At 65.4% G+C, this 16,175-nt stretch carries 17 protein-coding genes and 1 other RNA gene; 6 read left to right on the top strand and 12 right to left on the bottom strand.

Annotated features, from left to right (window positions below; translation table 11 throughout):
* Positions 1-2: 2 nt before the first annotated feature.
* The 4 genes from ACOQFP_RS09365 to ACOQFP_RS09380 all read right to left on the bottom strand — a co-directional run bounded on the left by ACOQFP_RS09365 (position 3) and on the right by ACOQFP_RS09380 (position 2,674).
* A complete protein-coding gene (locus ACOQFP_RS09365; RefSeq protein WP_206489239.1) occupies positions 3-185 on the bottom strand; it encodes a hypothetical protein in 183 nt (60 codons plus the stop codon).
* Between the two features lie 59 nt (positions 186-244).
* An RNA gene (gene rnpB, locus ACOQFP_RS09370) (RNase P RNA component class A) lies at positions 245-688 on the bottom strand.
* 16 nt (positions 689-704) lie between these two features.
* Positions 705-2,117, bottom strand: a complete 1,413-nt coding sequence (locus ACOQFP_RS09375) for an MFS transporter (protein WP_421584103.1) — start codon at positions 2,115-2,117, stop codon at positions 705-707.
* Positions 2,114-2,674: a TetR/AcrR family transcriptional regulator gene (locus ACOQFP_RS09380; RefSeq protein WP_421584104.1), complete on the bottom strand. Its 561-nt coding sequence runs from the start codon at positions 2,672-2,674 to the stop codon at positions 2,114-2,116. The genes ACOQFP_RS09375 and ACOQFP_RS09380 overlap by 4 nt, the downstream gene beginning before the upstream one ends.
* 89 nt (positions 2,675-2,763) lie before the next feature.
* On the opposite strand from ACOQFP_RS09380, the gene ACOQFP_RS09385 reads away from it, so the two are divergent.
* Both ACOQFP_RS09385 and ACOQFP_RS09390 read left to right on the top strand, forming a co-directional pair.
* Positions 2,764-3,288 (top strand): DUF1697 domain-containing protein, encoded by a 525-nt coding sequence (locus ACOQFP_RS09385; protein WP_341243397.1) that lies wholly within the window; start codon positions 2,764-2,766, stop codon positions 3,286-3,288.
* Positions 3,285-4,535, top strand: a complete 1,251-nt coding sequence (locus tag ACOQFP_RS09390; protein ID WP_421584105.1) for an ArsB/NhaD family transporter — start codon at positions 3,285-3,287, stop codon at positions 4,533-4,535. Before ACOQFP_RS09385 ends, ACOQFP_RS09390 begins: the two co-directional genes overlap by 4 nt.
* Before the next feature lie 65 nt (positions 4,536-4,600).
* Here the strand turns inward: ACOQFP_RS09390 and ACOQFP_RS09395 are convergent, their stop codons facing one another.
* From ACOQFP_RS09395 to cobC, 5 genes are all read right to left on the bottom strand, one after another.
* The gene (locus ACOQFP_RS09395; RefSeq protein ID WP_341243399.1) at positions 4,601-5,887 is read right to left on the bottom strand and encodes a lipase family protein; all 1,287 of its coding nucleotides are present in this window, start codon (positions 5,885-5,887) and stop codon (positions 4,601-4,603) included.
* Positions 5,888-6,051: 164 nt separating this feature from the next.
* Positions 6,052-7,221 (bottom strand): bifunctional RNase H/acid phosphatase, encoded by a 1,170-nt coding sequence (locus ACOQFP_RS09400; protein ID WP_341243400.1) that lies wholly within the window; start codon positions 7,219-7,221, stop codon positions 6,052-6,054.
* Positions 7,179-7,916, bottom strand: a complete 738-nt coding sequence (locus ACOQFP_RS09405; protein ID WP_341243401.1) for a DUF7581 domain-containing protein — start codon at positions 7,914-7,916, stop codon at positions 7,179-7,181. The genes ACOQFP_RS09400 and ACOQFP_RS09405 overlap by 43 nt, the downstream gene beginning before the upstream one ends.
* 106 nt (positions 7,917-8,022) lie before the next feature.
* The gene (locus ACOQFP_RS09410) at positions 8,023-9,144 is read right to left on the bottom strand and encodes a Nif3-like dinuclear metal center hexameric protein (protein WP_421584106.1); all 1,122 of its coding nucleotides are present in this window, start codon (positions 9,142-9,144) and stop codon (positions 8,023-8,025) included.
* A 14-nt stretch (positions 9,145-9,158) separates the two neighbouring features.
* Positions 9,159-10,244: an Rv2231c family pyridoxal phosphate-dependent protein CobC gene (gene cobC / locus ACOQFP_RS09415; protein WP_206489248.1), complete on the bottom strand. Its 1,086-nt coding sequence runs from the start codon at positions 10,242-10,244 to the stop codon at positions 9,159-9,161.
* A 42-nt stretch (positions 10,245-10,286) separates the two neighbouring features.
* Here cobC and ACOQFP_RS09420 point away from each other — a divergent pair, with 42 nt between their 5' ends.
* From ACOQFP_RS09420 to ACOQFP_RS09430, 3 genes are read left to right on the top strand one after another with little or no spacing between them, the layout of a single operon-like run.
* Entirely contained in the window at positions 10,287-10,985 is a 699-nt protein-coding gene (locus ACOQFP_RS09420; RefSeq protein WP_421584107.1) for an HAD-IA family hydrolase, read from the top strand.
* On the top strand, positions 10,982-11,455 hold the full coding sequence (locus tag ACOQFP_RS09425; protein WP_421584108.1) for a low molecular weight protein-tyrosine-phosphatase: 474 nt from the start codon (positions 10,982-10,984) through the stop codon (positions 11,453-11,455). Before ACOQFP_RS09420 ends, ACOQFP_RS09425 begins: the two co-directional genes overlap by 4 nt.
* An 18-nt stretch (positions 11,456-11,473) precedes the next feature.
* Positions 11,474-12,394: an SURF1 family protein gene (locus tag ACOQFP_RS09430; RefSeq protein ID WP_341244230.1), complete on the top strand. Its 921-nt coding sequence runs from the start codon at positions 11,474-11,476 to the stop codon at positions 12,392-12,394.
* Here ACOQFP_RS09430 and ACOQFP_RS09435 read toward each other — a convergent pair.
* The 3 genes from ACOQFP_RS09435 to ACOQFP_RS09445 form a co-directional block, all read right to left on the bottom strand.
* Positions 12,335-13,303 (bottom strand): cobalamin biosynthesis protein, encoded by a 969-nt coding sequence (locus tag ACOQFP_RS09435; RefSeq protein ID WP_421584109.1) that lies wholly within the window; start codon positions 13,301-13,303, stop codon positions 12,335-12,337. The two genes, ACOQFP_RS09430 and ACOQFP_RS09435, sit on opposite strands and share 60 nt — an antisense overlap.
* A gap of 46 nt (positions 13,304-13,349) precedes the next feature.
* Entirely contained in the window at positions 13,350-13,475 is a 126-nt protein-coding gene (locus tag ACOQFP_RS09440) for a hypothetical protein (protein WP_274610869.1), read from the bottom strand.
* A 190-nt stretch (positions 13,476-13,665) separates the two neighbouring features.
* Entirely contained in the window at positions 13,666-14,562 is an 897-nt protein-coding gene (locus ACOQFP_RS09445; RefSeq protein WP_421584110.1) for a LysR family transcriptional regulator, read from the bottom strand.
* A gap of 136 nt (positions 14,563-14,698) precedes the next feature.
* Between ACOQFP_RS09445 and ACOQFP_RS09450 the strand changes: the two genes are divergently transcribed.
* A complete protein-coding gene (locus ACOQFP_RS09450) occupies positions 14,699-16,168 on the top strand; it encodes a CoA-acylating methylmalonate-semialdehyde dehydrogenase (protein WP_206489623.1) in 1,470 nt (489 codons plus the stop codon).
* Positions 16,169-16,175: the final 7 nt, after the last annotated feature.

A 16,175-nucleotide genomic window follows, 5' to 3' on the forward strand; every position in this document is an offset into this window, starting at 1 on the left:
CGTCAGGCGTTCCAGTCGTCTTCGGCGTCGGCGGCCTTGTTGCGAGCGGCGGCGATCTTCAGGGCCTGTTCGGCGGTGGCCTTGTCCGGGTAGGGACCCATCCGGTCGAGGGCGTTGGTCTGCTTGCCCTGCACGACCTGCTTGGCGGCGATGTCGTAGTACCAGGAGTTGTCGTCTTCGGTCATGACTTCCAGTGTGCCCCATGCGGCACCGTCGCAGGAGAACTGCGCGAGAAATGTGTGTGCGAACGAGTCGGCCTGTAAGCCGGATCCTGTCCCTCTCACCCGCTTTCGCAGGTTCGAATAGACGGCCATCCATCTGGGTACACCGTCGCCGGGTACCTCGAGCAGTCCACCCGCAGGCTCGGGCGAGCAGCCCTCGAGCACCTGCGCAGCTGCACCCCTTGCGCGGTGCAGCCTTCGACCTTGCTCCGGGCGGGGTTTACCTAGCCACCCCAGTCACCTGGGATGCTGGTGCGCTCTTACCGCACCGTTTCACCCTGACCTGCGACTCGATTTTCGAGAAACCGATCCGCAGGCGGTCTGTTTTCTGTGGCACTGTCCCGCGAGTCACCTCGGGTTGCCGTTAACAACCGCCCTGCTCTGTGGAGTCCGGACTTTCCTCGGCCCGAAGCGCGACGGAACGTAAGTCCGCCGGTCCTCCGAGCCGCAGCCGTCCGGCCAACTCGTTCGCGATTGCGCACTCTACCCCGCTGACGTCGAGGGTCCGGACGCTGCCCGGCGACGAAGAGCGGTAGCGCTCGTGACCGCCGCAGCAGCGCTGACGGCGATACCGACCCATGCCGCGGACGTGTAGCTCTGTTCTGCGGGAAAGGTGGAGCTGGCATTCGTTCCGGCAGCCAGCACGAGACCGCCGATCGCACTTCCGAATGCGAAGCCGATACTGCGCACCACCTGGTTGATACTCATCGCGCTCGAGGTCTCCTCGGATGGCACCACCGCGAGCACGACGGCAGGCACCGCTGCCGAGAAGCTGCCGACTCCGAACCCCAGAACGGCCATCACTGCATAGAGTTCCCCGATGCCGGCGCGGGCATCGGCGAACACGGCAAGCGCCACCAGCACGATCAGAGCGCTGACTGTCAGTGCGCTACCGGGTCCGACCCGATCGAGCACCCGAGGAACCAGCTTGCCTGCGAGAAATCCGAACACGGAGAACGGAACGAGGACCAGGCCGGCTGCGAAGACGTCCAGTCCGAAGCCGTACCCGGCACTGGCAGGCGTCTGCGCGTATCGCGTGACGATGGTCAGCAGCAAGTACATTCCGATGCCGCTGAGGAACAGCGCACAGTTCGCACCGATCACGGTCCGGTGCCGCAGCAACCGGAGGTCTACCAGTGGCGCCGAGCTGGCGAGTTCGACCCGCACCCAGAGCACGGCAGCAGCGCCCGCCGCAACGGCCAGGGAGACCGCCGTCCAGGGGCGGCTCGTCCACAGCGCGGTCTCACTCACCAGAATCAACACCGGCGCGAGAGCGAGTGAGAGTGCAAGAGCACCGGGAATGTCCATGCGGGTCGCACGATTCCGTGTGGCAGCGGGAACGACCTTCAGCGCCACCACCAGCGCCAGAACGGCGATCGCGGCCCCGAAACCGTACGCGGCGCGAATCCCACCGTGCTCGGTCAGCAACCCCGACAGTGGATAGCCCACGCCGACCCCCGCCGTCGACGCGACCGCCAACAACGAGATGGTCGACGCAGACCGCGGCGCGGACAGGTGATCGCGGGCAACTCCTATCAGCATCGAGGTCAGTGCCAGCCCTACCCCCTGCGCGGCCCGGCCGATGAGCAGCCACGCGAAAGACAACGGGAGCGCGGTCAGAACTCCACCCACCGATACGACGCCGAGGGTCCCGAGTATCGCCGCCCGACGATGTGGGCCCGAGCCGAGGCGGCCGAGAATCGGTGTCGTCACGGCACCGGTCGCCAACGCCAGCGTCAACGTCCACTGCGCACTCGACAGTGAGACATCGAATGTGGTTGCGACACTGGTGATCAACGGCGCACCGAGGCTGCCGACGGCGGCCACGACCACTCCGACGAACACCAGCGCAGGTGCCAGCGAACGCTCCCGACTATGCTCGGTCTCCTCGGTCATCGGTTCGTGTCGCCGGTGATGTGATCGAACAGTCCAGCCTGGATGCGTGTGCCCACTCCCCTCGCCCAGGGTTCGTCGACGTCGTCGATCTGCAGGGCCGCGCCGCTGTTGAGCAGCATCCCGAACGCCAGAAATGCCTTGATCGTCACCGCGTCCATACCGGTGATCTCTGTTATCGCGGTCCACATGCGGTCGAACGCCGCTCTCACTGCGTCACGCACCTCGGCATCGCCGCAGGCAGCGATCCCCTGCAGTTGCAACAGCAACGAGGTGCGGTCGCCGAGCATCGCGTGGTACCGCTCGCCCATTGCTGCCAGCGCCTGCTGTCCGGTGGCATTGCCCGCCGCTTCTCGCATCCCGTCGGTCAACCGGTCGTAGGACGCGACGACCACCTCGCAGAACAGAACCTTCTTGGTTCCGAAGATCCGAAAGATGTAGGCCTGGGTGATTCCTGCCTCGCGGGCGATCGCCTCGGTCGATCCGCCGTGGAGTCCGGCCGAGGCGAATTCGTCTGCTGCTATTCGCAAGAGCTGCTCTCGACGATCGGGTCCTGTCATGCGCGCGCGTTGCCCCATGCCCTGAAGTTACTAGTTACTAACTACTAACTCAAGACCTCGCGCCGAAACCTCGAACTACAGTTCTCGTCATGAGTGAATGGGTCGTGCTTCTGCGCGGCATCAACGTCGGCGGCATCAACATCAAGATGGCCGATCTTCGGGCGGCCCTGCAGGACGCCGGATTCGGACACGTTCGGACGATATTGGCTACTGGCAATGTCGTCTTGGAATCACCACTGACCTCCGACGCACTGAAACCGGCGGTCGAAACCGTGCTGGCCGAGGCCTTCGGTTACCAGGCCTGGGTGATCGTGTCGGACGTACCGTCGCTGCGCCAGGTGGTCGATGCCTATCCCTTCGATGCCGAACGCGAAGGCTGGCACCCCTATGTGGTGTTCGGCAGCAACGATGAACACCTGACCGAATTGTCCGCTCTCGCGGCCGAACTCGATCCTGAGCTCGAACGAGTCGCCGAAGGAGACAATGTCATCTACTGGGAAGTGCGCAAAGGCAGCACGACCGACAGCAGGTTCGGCAAAGCCACGGCGAAGGCCAAGTACAAGGCGACCACCACCACTCGCAATCTGCGCACGCTCGCCAAGGTTCTCGCGTGACCGTTCTCGCTGCGACACTGGTCGCTGCCGTTCTCGTCTTCGCCATAGTTCGCCCGCGCGGCCTGCCCGAGATCGTCGCCGCGTTGCCGGCCGCGGCGGTCGTGTTGCTCGTCGGCCTCGTCAGCGTCGACGATGCCCGAGCGCAGGTGCTCGAACTCGCCCCCACGGTCGTGTTTCTGGCGTTCATCCTGATCCTGGCGCACCTGTCCGATGCTCTCGGCGTCTTCACCTGGATCGCGGCGAAGCTCCGCCGTGGGTCCCAGGGCAGCCCCCGCAGACTGCTCACCCTCGTGTTCGCCGCCGCAGCGTCGACCACAGCAGTGCTCAGTCTCGATGCCACCGTGGTTCTGTTGACACCCGCGATCATCGGTGCCGCCCGCATCCTCGGGATGTCGCCGCGTCCACACAGTTACGCCACCGCACACCTGTCCAATTCGGCCTCGACCCTGCTCCCGGTCTCGAACCTGACCAATCTGCTGGCCTTCGCCGCGACCGGCCTGACCTTCCTGCACTTCACGGCCCTGATGGCACTGCCGTGGATGTTCGCGGTCGCGATCGAGTTGGCAGTGTTCCTGCTCTTCTTCCGCAAGGACCTGCGCCGCACCGCGCCACCATCGGACAGACCGGCCGAGCAGGGCTTCGAGGATGTACCGGCACCGACAGTCACACTCGCAGTACTCGGCGCGACTCTCATCGGCTTCGCAGTGGCCGGACTGTTCGACGTCGAACCCTTCTGGGTCGCGGCCGTGGGGTCGGTGGCACTGGCGATCCCGGCACTGCGAGCGCGGCGCACCACACCTCGCGCCATCGCGCGCGGTGCCGATCTGCCGTTCTGCGGCTTCGTGTTCCTGCTCGGCATCGTCGTCCTCGGCGTCACGACAGGACCGATCGGCGCCTGGCTGACGCGAATCCTGCCGTCCGACACCACCTTCGCATCGCTCCTGGCAGTAGCGGTCATCGCGGCGGTGGCGTCGAACATCGTCAACAACCTGCCCGCAACGCTGCTGCTACTGGCCGCGTTCGGTACCGACGCTCCCCCGGCACTGCTGTTGGCCATGGTGATCGGAGTGAATCTCGGCCCCAACCTCACCTACGTCGGGTCGCTGGCCATCATGCTGTGGCGACGCGTCGCATCAGCACACGACGAACCGGCCGACCTGAAGACATTCACCGTTCTCGGCGTGATCACGACTCCATTGACCATCGTCGGTGCCGTGGCGGGACTGTGGCTCGCGTTGCAGGTCTAGGCCGCGTCGTGCCGTCCCCCGATGAACGACGGCGCTGATCGAGTCGACGCGGGCGGATCAACCGATCACGGGATCGGCGTCGGGGAAAGGTCGTTGCCGGGTCCCACGACTGAGCAGTTGTTCGTGGGTGCGGCCCCGGCGAAGCGTTCGGCGAGAAACTGCGCTGCTTGCGCCTGGAACGGGACGAACGCCTGCGAATGACTCAGGCCGTCGTATCGAGCGTAGGTGACCGCGACGCCGCGGTCGCAGTACTCTCTGGCCAACCCCTCGACGTCAGCGGTGATCATGACCGAATCCCCGATCCCGTCCAGGTCTCCGACCGCGAGGAGGACGGGCACGCGTGGTGTTCCTGCGCTGCCCATGATGTTGTCGTCGATCGCTTCGACGACCTCGGGAATGTCGAGTAGGGAGGTGTAAGGAGGCTGCAGCATCTCGGTGTCGGTCAAGCCCGGATAGTCGGACGCGAAGCCGGCGATGCAGTCGTATTGCACGGCGTTCACGATCTGCTTGCCCTTGTCCGACAAGAATGCGTCGGTGTCGAGACCGTAGGTACGTTGATACGCCACGATCAACGCGGGGATGACCCCGGCCCAGTCCGTGGACCCGCTGACATAGGGAAGATTGTGTGCGAGGTCGACTGGTAATCCGCCCGCGGCGGCACCGACGATGTTCAATTCGGGCGCGTATCGCGGTGCCACCTCGGCACCCCACTGCGTGGGTACGGATCCGCCCGAGTACCCGATGAGACCGACCGGTGTCGTCGATGGCAGGCCCAGCACGCTTTCTGCGGCGCGGATCCCGTCCAGTGCTGCATAGGCGGACTGGCGACCGATGGTCCACTCCAGTTCCTCGCCCTCGTAGTCGGGGACGACGACGGTGTAACCGGCAGCCATGTAGCCGGTGATCACTGCTTGTTCGACGGTGGCTGATTGACTGTTTCCGTGGCCGCTGAGGGTGTACGACGGATCGCACTCGGACCCGAGACCGTCGTAGGCGGTGTGGAAGGAGATCAGTTTCGTCGGGCCGGGAATGAGCGGCCGGAGCACTGTGGCCACCGTCGTCACCGCGGCACCCTGTTGGTTTGTCGTGCGATACAGCACCTGTGTCGAGGTGATGGGTGTGCTCACGTTCGCTGCGCCGTAGGCCATGGGCCGGGTCCGCAGAACATCCCCTGGTGCAGTGCCGTCGAGCGGTTCGTTCCAGTCGTAGAACGGATCGGCCGAAGGAACGGGTTGTGCTGGGACAGAACCGGCCGGCTGTGCGGACACCGTTCCGGTGGACGTGGCGGCAATGCCGAGGACTGTCAGGACAGCCAATGCGGCGATGCGGCGGTTGATCGATCTTGTGTGCATCGATGTGCCTACTCGTGTGATGTCCGCGCGGATTCGGCGACGTCGGACGGATCTGCAGTGAAGGGAAGACTACTGGTCTCGATCATCGAATGGGGACGAAATCTCACCGAGGACGTACGAACCCGAGAACGTTTTCTCTGCCGCGACTCCACACATCCGAAGTGTCAGGCCAGCCGAGCCAGGTGCGCGGTGTCGTTCACCAGTCGCACCGATGCCCCGCCGTCGGGGTAGAACTCGGCGATGCTCAGCGACGCCAGGTCGAGGTGCAGTCGATACAGCAGCGACGGGCCGACGTCGAGCGCGAGTTGCAGCAGCAGTTTGATCGGGGTCACGTGGGTGACCACCAGAACGGTCTTTCCGGCGTACTCGGTGATCAGCTGATCGCGGGTTGCTTCGATGCGCGTGCGCACGGTGTCGAAGCTCTCTCCGTTCGGCGGTACTACCGACGTGTCACCCATCCAGGCCTGATGCTGCTCGGGGTAGCGCGCTGTGGCCTCGGCGAACGTCAGACCCTCCCAGTCACCGAAGTCGGTTTCGATGAGGCCATCGACGGTGGTGACGGGCAATCCGAGCGCGCGTGCAGTCGCTGCGGCGGTCTGCTGAGCCCGCGCGAGCGGCGAGGCCACGATGGCATCGATATCGGTTCGCGAACCGAGAGCCGTTGCGGCGGAGTCGGCTTGGCGTCGGCCCAGTTCGGTCAGATCCGGATTTCCACGCCCGGAGTAGCGCCGGTCGACCGACATGGGGGTCTGGCCGTGACGCAGCAACAGCAGGCGGGTGGGCTCGCCCATCGCGCCGGTCCACCCCGGAGACGCCGTCTGCGTCGTGGAAGCAGACGCACTCGCGACCGGATCCGGCTTCGGTTCCAGGTCGATACCCTCGGCCGCGGCGTCCATCGCTTCGTTCGCCAGCGCATCGGCGTGTGAGTTCTTCGCCCGCGGAATCCATTCGTAGGTGACGGAATCGAATCGGCGAGCCAGTTCGGCTGCCTCTCGCTGCAGCGGAATCATGTCCGGGTGCTTGACTTTCCAGCGTCCCGACATCTGCTCGACGACGAGCTTGGAATCCATCCGAACGTCGACCTCGCGGGCACCGATGTCGGCGGCGGCCGTCAGTGCCGCGATCAGGCCCTTGTATTCGGCGACGTTGTTGGTCGCGATACCGAGCGCCGATCGCCGCTCGGCCAGGACCTCACTGCGATCGGCCGAGAACACCACCGCGCCGTAGCCGGCGGGCCCCGGGTTCCCACGCGATCCGCCGTCGGCCTCGGCGACCACCCTCGTCACCGGACTCAAATTCCGGATTCCTTGGTGCGCACCAGAATTGCGTTGCATTCGGGGCACCGAATCAGAGCATCGGCCGGCTTGTTGGCAATGCCGGCGATCTCGTTTCGATCCAGCTCGATTCGGCACGCCCCACAGCGACGGGCCTGCAGCAATGCTGCACCGCGGCCGGTGAGCCCCCGCTGCTTCTCGTACAGCGCAAGCAGGTCCGCGGGCAGTCCGGCGGCCAGGGCGTCGCGGCGTTCGGCGCTGCGCTTCTCGGCGGTGTCGAGGTCTGCGACCGCGTCGTCGCGGCGGCGACCGGCGTCGACGAGCTCGTCCTCGATCTGGGTCAGCTGCGCACCGGCGTGCTCGTAGTCGCGTTCGCTGGCTTCGCGCTGCTCCATGACTTCGAGCAGTTCCTCCTCGAGGATCCCCTGGCGTCGCTCGAGGCTGCCGAGCTCGTGCTGCAGCTCGGTCATCTGCTTCGGTGCGATAGTGCCGCTGTCGAGCATCTTCTTGTCGCGGGCCTCGCGCTGGCGAACCGCGTCCACCTCACCCTCGAGCTTGCGGATGTCACGATCGAGGTCGTCCATCGAGATCTGCACCGTCACCGCGGCGTCCCTGCGGGTGGTCCGCTCGGTCTCGAGCTTGTCCACTTCCTGCTGCTCGGGAAGGGTCTTGCGGCGGTGGGCGATCTGCGAGAGTTCGGTATCCACACCGGCCAATTCGAGCAGCGAGGCCTGGACTTCGGGATCGACATTCACGCTTGATGACTCCTGCGACTATGGAAGTTGATTGACGATCACCCTACCGGCTGCATCGAGGTGACCGAGCCCGATCCACTCGAAGGCGCGTCGAGGGGTTCACCGGTCACAGAGTCCACGGGTCGGTTCGGACCTCGGTGATCTTGCTGCCCCACCCGTCGGTGTCTCCGAACTCTGCGTCGAGGATGCCGCGTGCCTGTGCGCACCACGGAAACTCCGAGGCCCAGTGCGCGGTGTCGATCACCGCTGGTCCGCCCGCGCGTAGGTGCTCGTCGACGGGGTGGTGCCGTAGATCCGAGGTGACGTAGACGTCGGCGTCCGTGCGCGCTACTGCGGAGAGGAAGGAGTCTCCCGCTCCCCCACACATCGCGACCACCGAGACCGTGGCGGCGGGATCTCCCGCCGCTCGCACACCCCAACTGGTTGTCGGCAACGCCTCGCGCACGATGTCGGTGAACTCGGCGAGTGTCATCGGGGTCGGTAGCCGTCCGATCCGGCCCAAGCCGGTGCACGACGGTACTGCCGCGGTCTCGAAGATGTCGAACGCCGGCTCCTCGTAGGGGTGCGCGTGACGCAGCGCCGAAAGTATCCGAGCACGTTGGGCTTTCGGAGCGACAACCTCGACACGGTCCTCCGGCACGGTGTGCACCTCACCGACGACTCCGAGCGTCGGGTCGGCACCCGCTCCGGGGCGGAACTGGCCGAGACCCGACCCCTGCCAGCTCGCTTCGCTGTAGTCGCCGATCTGTCCGGCTCCGGCGTCGAACATGGCCTGCCGCACCGTTGCGGTGTCGGTAGTCGGCACGAAGACCACCCACTTGTCGTGTGCAGGAACGTCGATGGGGTCCAGGGGCCTGGTGTCGATCACTCCAAGGGCGGACGCGAGTGCGTCGGAGACACCCGGGTCGGCGGAGTCGGCGTTGGTGTGGGCGGTGAACAGTGCGCAGTCGGCTTTGATCAGGCGGTGAACGATCGAGCCCTTGGCGGTGTCCGCCGCGACCGTGTCGACTCCTTTGAGCAGCAATGGATGGTGCGCCACAATCAGATCGGCACCCCATGCGATGGCCTCGTCGACCACCGCAGCTGTGACGTCGACGGTGTAGAGAACCTGCTGCACAACAGCTTTCGGATCACCGCACACCAGCCCCACCGAGTCCCAGCTCTCGGCGAGCCGCGGTGGGTACGCGCCGTCGAGAACCTCGATGACCTCCGCCAGTGTCACTGCCATGTTCGCTGCTCTCCTCACAGAACGGTGTTCAACGCATCCACCAGTATGTCGACCTGCTCCGAGTTCCGTACCGCGACGCGCAGGTAGTGGCGGTCCAGCCCTGGGAACGTGTCGCCCCGCCGAACCGCAATTCCCCTCGTGCGCAGTCGTTCACGTATCAGATCGGCGTCCTCGATTCGAAGCAGCAGAAACGGTGCCCTGGCTGGGCCGGTGACGTCGAGACCCATGGCGGTCAGTCGGGAGATCATCGAGGTTCGTTCGCGATCGATGCGCTCGGATTCGGCTCGCGCCTGGTGCACCGCGAACGGTTCGGTACAGGCGCGGATCGCTTCGAGCTGCAGGCTCCCGAGCGGCCAGTGCGCGCGGCCGTGCTGAAGTTGCGCGAGGACGTCGGGGTGCCCGAGCGCGTAGCCGCACCGAAGTCCCGCCAACGCCCACGTCTTGGTCAGGCTCCGCAGGATCAGTACGTCGTTCAGGCTCTGCGATGCCGCCGACTCGCCGGTGCCGAGCACGGCGTCCGCGAAGGCCTCGTCGATCACCACTGTGCGACCGGGGCTCCGCACGCTCAGGATCGTCTCCAGTGGGTGCAGTACGGATGTCGGATTGGTCGGGTTGCCGATGATCACCATGTCGGCGGCGTCGGGCACCAGCCTCGCATCGAACTCGAAGGGCGGCGGCAGGATCACTCGCTGCACCGGGATACCCGTCTGCTCGAGCACCCAGTCGGGTTCGGTGAACGACGGATGGATGGTTGCCACCAGGCGCGGCTCGATGCGAGGCAGCATCGAGAATCCTTCCGCACCACCGCTGAGCAACAACACCTCGTCCGGCGATCGGCCGTGATGGGCAGCAACCTGCTCTCGTGCTGCCAGCTCGGCTGCGGCGGTCGGGTACGAGCCCAACGAACCCAGCGCAGCACCGAGCCGTTCGCGAAGCCATTCCGGCGGACCGTCGCCGCGAACGTTGACGGCGAAGTCGACCGATCCGGGATCGACCTCCACGTCTCCGTGGTGACGAAGGAGCTCATCCGGTTTGCGGCGCAGCCGCGCATCGGGTTTGCGGCGCAGCCGCGCGTCGGGTCGGGCAGCTGATTCGCTCATCGCGGCAAGCGTAGCGGCAGCGGTCGGCGATAGGCTCCGACCATGCATGCCGCTCCCCCCGCATCCGTTGTCCTGTTCGATCTCGATGGGACTCTGACCGATTCCGCCCCCGGAATTCATGCCGGTTTCAGGCATGCGTTGGCGTCCGTGGAGGCTCCCGAGCCGACCGAGGAGCAGCTGTCGTTGGTTGTCGGGCCGCCGCTGATCGACACCTTGCGTGGGCTCGGACTCGACGAGGACGCGGCCCAGCGCGCATTGGCGGCGTACTTCCAGCGATACGACGAGCGGGGCTGGGCCGAGAACACAGCGTTCGAAGGCATCGAGTCGGTACTGACCCGATTGCGGGATCGCGGAGTGCGCTTGGGCGTGGCGACGTCCAAGTCCGAGCGCTTCGCCGTTCGGATTCTCGATCACTTCGGATTGTCGGGATACTTCGACTTCATCGGTGGTGCCAGCAACGACGGGAGCCGCCGAGCGAAGTCCGATGTCATTGCCCATGCACTGACCAATCTCGGCATCGAACCGGTCGAACACACCGACGGCGGCACGACGGGGGTGATCATGATCGGTGACCGGGATCACGATGTGCACGGCGCTGCGCGATTCGGCATACCGACGGTGTACGTGGAGTGGGGGTACGGGATCGACGGAGAGAGCGCGGACGCTGCGTTCACGGCCACGAGCATGGACCAGCTGGCCACAGTGTTGGAACAGAACACGGCGGCGGCGGTGTCGCAGTGAACGAGCCCCTGCACGTGACATTCGTCTGCACCGGCAACATCTGCCGCTCGCCTATGGCCGAGAAGGTCTTCGCTCGGCACCTTCGCGATGCCGGCCTGCATGACGCCGTACGGGTATCGAGCGCGGGAACCGGCGGCTGGCATGTGGGTGACGGCGCGGATCCGCGGACGGTCGCCGAGCTCGACGAGCACGGTTACGACAGCGAGCACGCTGCGGCGCAGGTCGGTCCGGAACACTTGGCGGCAGATCTGATCGTCGCGCTCGATACCGGGCATGCGCGGGCGCTGCTGCAGCTCGGCGCGCCTGCCGATCGGGTGGCGTTGCTGCGCTCGTTCGATCCGGATGCCGAGGACTCGTCGGTTGCAGATCCGTACTACTCGTCCGACGCCGCGTTCACCGAGGTGCGTGAACAGATCGAAAGCGCAGTTCCCGGGCTCTTGGATTGGGCGCGGTCTCGGCTGTCCGGCTGACCCGGCTACCGTGGTGGGGTGGAAAAGCTAGGGTTCTTGCTGCGTCCGAAGTGGTTGGTGCTGGCCGCCGTCGCGCTGGCCTTCGCGTTCCTGTGCTTCAGCGTGCTGGCTCCGTGGCAGCTGGGGAAGAACACTTCGACCTCTGCACGCAACGATCTGATCACCCGGTCGGTCGCGGCGGATCCGGTTCCGATCTCCGAGGTTCTCACTGCCGACGGTTTCGCAGCCGACGACGAATGGCGTCGGGTCATCGCAACGGGCTCCTACGTCGCCGATTCCGACGCGCTGGTTCGGCTGCGCAGCATCCGAGAAAAGCCGGCGTACGAGGTGATCACTCCGTTCGTCATCGACGGCGGGCCCACCGTGCTCGTCAACCGCGGGTACGTGTTGCCGGTGGAGGGAACCAGTGCACCCGATTTTGCGGCGGCACCCACAGGCGAGGTGACGTTGAACGCGCGGGTTCGCCAAGCCGAGGGCACCTCGCGGGAGCCCATCGAGGAGGACGGCCGGCTGCAGGTCTACAACATCAATCCCGAGCAGATCGGGACCGCCGTCGGCGTCGACGCCATCGATGGGTACCTGCAGCTCGATGCCGATCAGCCGGGCGGTCTCGGCTTGATCGATCTGCCGCAGACGGACGCGGGCCCGTACCTGTCCTACGGTCTGCAGTGGCTGGCGTTCGGGATCATGGCCCCACTCGGCCTGGCGTACTTCGTTCGCGCCGAGTTGAGGGAGCGACGCGCATCTCGGGCCGAGTTGGCCGCGGCGATGTCCGACGGACCAGAACCGATGGCCGACGACCAGACGGCTCGGGAGGACGAGGAAGAAGAGTTCACGCTGCCCACTCGACGTGAGAAGCGAGCGAGGGCACGGGCAGCGTCACGCACGGCGGTGTCGTCGGATCCTCGCCTGGCAGATCGCTACGGCAAGAATCGCTGACCCGACGGCGGAGAGTTCCTGCACGCGGATCGACAGACCGACCGCTCGGCGGAGGTCGCGTGCCGTCGGCGGCGATCCGTCGCCGAGGGTCGGCCTGATCTCGACTCCGTGCCGGTAGCTGGTTCGGCCTCCCAACTGCAGGCCCAACGCCCCGGCGGCCGCGGCTTCGGCGACACCTGCGTTGGGGCTGGGGTGCTGTGACGCGTCGCGTCGCCACATCGTCCATGCCTGCTTGGGCGAACCGTGCACCAGCGGCGCTGCCAGTACGGTCGCCAGACCCGTCACTCGGGCCGGCACCACGTTCAGCACGTCGTCGCTTCGCGCTGCCGCCCAGCCGAAATGTCGGTACTTCGGAGACCGGTAGCCGATCATGGCGTCGAGCGTGTTACTCGCGCGGTAGGCCAGAATTCCCGGCACACCGGCCAGTGCTCCCCACACCAACACACCCACGGCGGCGTCGGAGGTGTTCTCGGCGATGGACTCGACTGCGGCGCGGGCCAGGCCGTCGATGTCGAGCGAGTCCGGATCTCGACCACACAGCGATGGCAGCAGCGCACGCGCGCTCGCCATATCCTCGCGATCGAGGTGATCGGCCATCTGCTGCCCCACTCTGGACAGCGATGTCCCGCCCAGCGCCGCCCATGTTGCGGCTGCGACCAGCGCAGTGTCGACGGGCAGTGTCGATCGAGCCGCCGCTCGGCTCGAGCCGATGCCCACCGCGGCCGCAGAACCGATCAGCGTCACGGCATGAACGACGCCGAGAGCTGTGCTGTCACGGTACAGAATTCGTTCGAGGCGCAGTGCCGTCGTGCCGAATCCCGCGACCGGATGCCAGCGCCGTGGGTCTGCGAACATTCGATCGAGGCCGTAGCCGGCCAGTAAGCCGATCGCGCGGGGGTATGTCCACATCCGTCGAATCTTGCCAACTGCGCATCCGGTGCAGAAACTCGGTGTGTCAGGCCCAGCGTCGGCGATACGCACCTGCGAGTTGACGGTTGCGGAAGTCGATGTCGCTTCCGTCGTCGAGCAGTGCGATTGCCATTCCAACGAAGCCGACGGCTGCCATTACGAACATTGTCATGATTCCCCCAGAATCTGGTGTGGATCCGCGTTGCGGACTGCCGGTACACGATTGTTACCGGTCGGTAGGCAGATTCCTACGGATTTGAGGCGGCCGTCACGTGTGTCCGTCATCACGAGACCCGCGTCTCATTCGGAGGTCCAAAATTCAACGGCCACTGGCACTCTCGCTATGTGAGCTCGCCCTGCCCTTACTGCTGCGCAGAAAACAAATGCTGTTCCTCGATCACGACGGATCGAAGGAATTCGTCGACGGCCTTCACCCTGGCCAAGCCGGTCAACTCTCGCGGCACCACCGTCCAGTACGTGCGCTCGACCGAGACGACGCCGGGCAACACCGCTGTCAGCGCTGCGTCGGGCTCGCCGATATAGCTGGGTAAGGGGGCGATTCCCACACCGGACCTCGCGGCGATCCACTGACCGGTGATGTTGTTGGTCTGTATTCGGGCGCGCCCCTCGGGCAGGATCGAGTCCAGGATACGAAGTGGTGCAACGTCGAGTAGCGCGTCGACGTAGGAGATGAGGGTGTGTTCGCGCAGGTCTTCGACGGTGCGAATGGGCGGTCTTGCGGCCAGGTAGGCCTCGGTGGCGAAGAGTTGGAGCGAATAGGTCGCCAACCTGCGAGTCACCACGAATCTCGGCGACGGCCGTTCCAGCGTGATCGCAATATCGAACTCTCGGGTGGCCAGAGAATTGTGCTCGGTGGCGGTGACCAACTCGATATCGAGATCCGGATGCCTGTCCCGGAGCACTCCCAGTTCGGGTGTCAGCACGAAGGCCCCGAATCCATCCGGGGCTGCGATGCGGACGGTGCCGCGTAGCGAACCGGTGTCGGAGGTCTGGTCCTCGAAGGCAGCGATGAGCGTCGACTCCACGGTCTCGGCATAACCGACCAGCCGTCGACCTGCCTCGGTCAATCGCCATCCTGCGGGGGTCCTGTCGAAAAGTCGCTGCCCGGCCGACTTTTCGAGCGCGGTGATGCGTCGGCCGACGGTGGTGTGGTCCACGCCGAGTGTGCGCGAAGCATCGGTCAACCGTCCTGTCCTGGACACTTCGAGAAAGTAGCGAAGGTGGTCTGGGTTGAACACTCACCCAGCCTATCCTCCTGTGCATTTATGCACGGCGTTCTGCGTATTTGGCCTTTGACTCGTGCATCGTTAACAGTGAGACTCGAGACACACCGATGGAAAGGATCGAACGTTGACCGACGTCATCGCGCACTGGATGGATGGAAAGCACTACTCCGGCAAGTCCGACCGGACCTCCCCCGTCACCAACCCCGCGACCGGTGAGATCACCGGGAGCCTCGCACTTGCCGACACCGACGACGCCCGCGCGGTCATCGACGCGGCCGCTGCCGCGTTCCCGGCCTGGCGCGATACCTCACTTGCCAAGAGAACCTCTGTCCTGTTCGCATTTCGAGAACTGCTGAACGCACGAAAGAACGAGCTCGCGGACATCATCACCGCCGAGCACGGCAAAGTGCTCTCCGATTCCCTCGGCGAGATCTCCCGCGGACAGGAGGTCGTCGAATTCGCCTGCGGCATAGCCCATCTCCTCAAAGGCGGATACACTGAAAACGCCTCGACCGGCGTGGACGTCTATTCGATCCGTCAGCCGCTCGGGCCGGTGGCGATCATCTCGCCCTTCAACTTTCCCGCCATGGTCCCGATGTGGTTCTTCCCCGTTGCCATCGCAACAGGCAACACCGTCGTCCTCAAACCCTCCGAGAAGGATCCGAGCGCCAGCATCTGGTTGGCCGAGCTGTGGAAGGAAGCGGGCCTGCCCGACGGCGTGTTCAACGTTCTGCAGGGTGACAAACTGGCCGTGGACGAGTTGCTCGAGAACAAGAAGATCAAATCGGTTTCCTTCGTCGGTTCGACCCCCATCGCGCAATACGTGTACGCCACGGGTACCGCTCACGGAAAGCGTGTCCAAGCTCTCGGCGGAGCCAAGAACCATGCCGTCGTACTCCCCGATGCAGATCTCGACCTGGCTGCCGATGCCATGGTCAACGCCGGCTTCGGCTCTGCGGGCGAACGATGCATGGCCATCTCCGCCCTCGTCGCTGTCGGTCCCATCGCCGACGAACTCGTCGCCAAGATCGCCGAACGCACCAGGCCGCTGGTCACCGGCGACGGAACCCGTAATGCGGACATGGGCCCGCTGGTGACGAAGGCGCACCGAGACAAGGTCGCCTCCTATGTCGACGCGGGCGAAGCCGCCGGTGCCAGCCTGGTCGTCGACGGGCGCGCGGTGCAGGCCGACGGCGGGGAGAACGGCTTCTGGCTGGGTCCCACTCTCATCGACCACGTCACCCCCGAGATGAGCGTCTACACCGACGAAATCTTCGGACCTGTTCTCTCGGTCGTCCGCGTCGACACCTACGACGACGCACTCGCGCTGATCAACGACAATCCTTACGGCAACGGCACCGCCATCTTCACCAACGACGGCGGTGCGGCACGACGCTTCCAGAACGAGGTGGAGGTCGGCATGGTCGGCATCAACGTGCCCATCCCGGTTCCCATGGCGTACTACAGCTTCGGCGGTTGGAAGAACTCCCTCTTCGGAGACAGTCACGCCCACGGCACCGAGGGCGTCCATTTCTTCACCCGAGGTAAAGCCGTCACCAGCCGCTGGCTCGACCCCAGCCACGGCGGCATCAACCTCGGCTTCCCCGAAAACAGCTGACCCCGAA

This window comes from Rhodococcus sp. MALMAid1271 (assembly GCF_049195265.1).
In the GTDB taxonomy this organism is placed as follows: Bacteria; Actinomycetota; Actinomycetes; order Mycobacteriales; family Mycobacteriaceae; genus Rhodococcoides.

What these genes read in the sequence shown, in the direction of transcription:
- ACOQFP_RS09365 (WP_206489239.1), bottom strand. Translation starts at nt 185, where the DNA reads ATGACCGAAGACGACAACTCCTGGTACTACGACATCGCCGCCAAGCAG.
- ACOQFP_RS09375 (WP_421584103.1), bottom strand. Translation starts at nt 2,117, where the DNA reads ATGACCGAGGAGACCGAGCATAGTCGGGAGCGTTCGCTGGCACCTGCG.
- ACOQFP_RS09380 (WP_421584104.1), bottom strand. Translation starts at nt 2,674, where the DNA reads ATGACAGGACCCGATCGTCGAGAGCAGCTCTTGCGAATAGCAGCAGAC.
- ACOQFP_RS09385 (WP_341243397.1), top strand. Translation starts at nt 2,764, where the DNA reads ATGAGTGAATGGGTCGTGCTTCTGCGCGGCATCAACGTCGGCGGCATC.
- ACOQFP_RS09395 (WP_341243399.1), bottom strand. Translation starts at nt 5,887, where the DNA reads ATGCACACAAGATCGATCAACCGCCGCATCGCCGCATTGGCTGTCCTG.
- ACOQFP_RS09400 (WP_341243400.1), bottom strand. Translation starts at nt 7,221, where the DNA reads ATGCAACGCAATTCTGGTGCGCACCAAGGAATCCGGAATTTGAGTCCG.
- ACOQFP_RS09410 (WP_421584106.1), bottom strand. Translation starts at nt 9,144, where the DNA reads ATGGCAGTGACACTGGCGGAGGTCATCGAGGTTCTCGACGGCGCGTAC.
- cobC (WP_206489248.1), bottom strand. Translation starts at nt 10,244, where the DNA reads ATGAGCGAATCAGCTGCCCGACCCGACGCGCGGCTGCGCCGCAAACCC.
- ACOQFP_RS09420 (WP_421584107.1), top strand. Translation starts at nt 10,287, where the DNA reads ATGCATGCCGCTCCCCCCGCATCCGTTGTCCTGTTCGATCTCGATGGG.
- ACOQFP_RS09435 (WP_421584109.1), bottom strand. Translation starts at nt 13,303, where the DNA reads ATGTGGACATACCCCCGCGCGATCGGCTTACTGGCCGGCTACGGCCTC.
- ACOQFP_RS09440 (WP_274610869.1), bottom strand. Translation starts at nt 13,475, where the DNA reads ATGACAATGTTCGTAATGGCAGCCGTCGGCTTCGTTGGAATGGCAATC.
- ACOQFP_RS09450 (WP_206489623.1), top strand. Translation starts at nt 14,699, where the DNA reads ATGGATGGAAAGCACTACTCCGGCAAGTCCGACCGGACCTCCCCCGTC.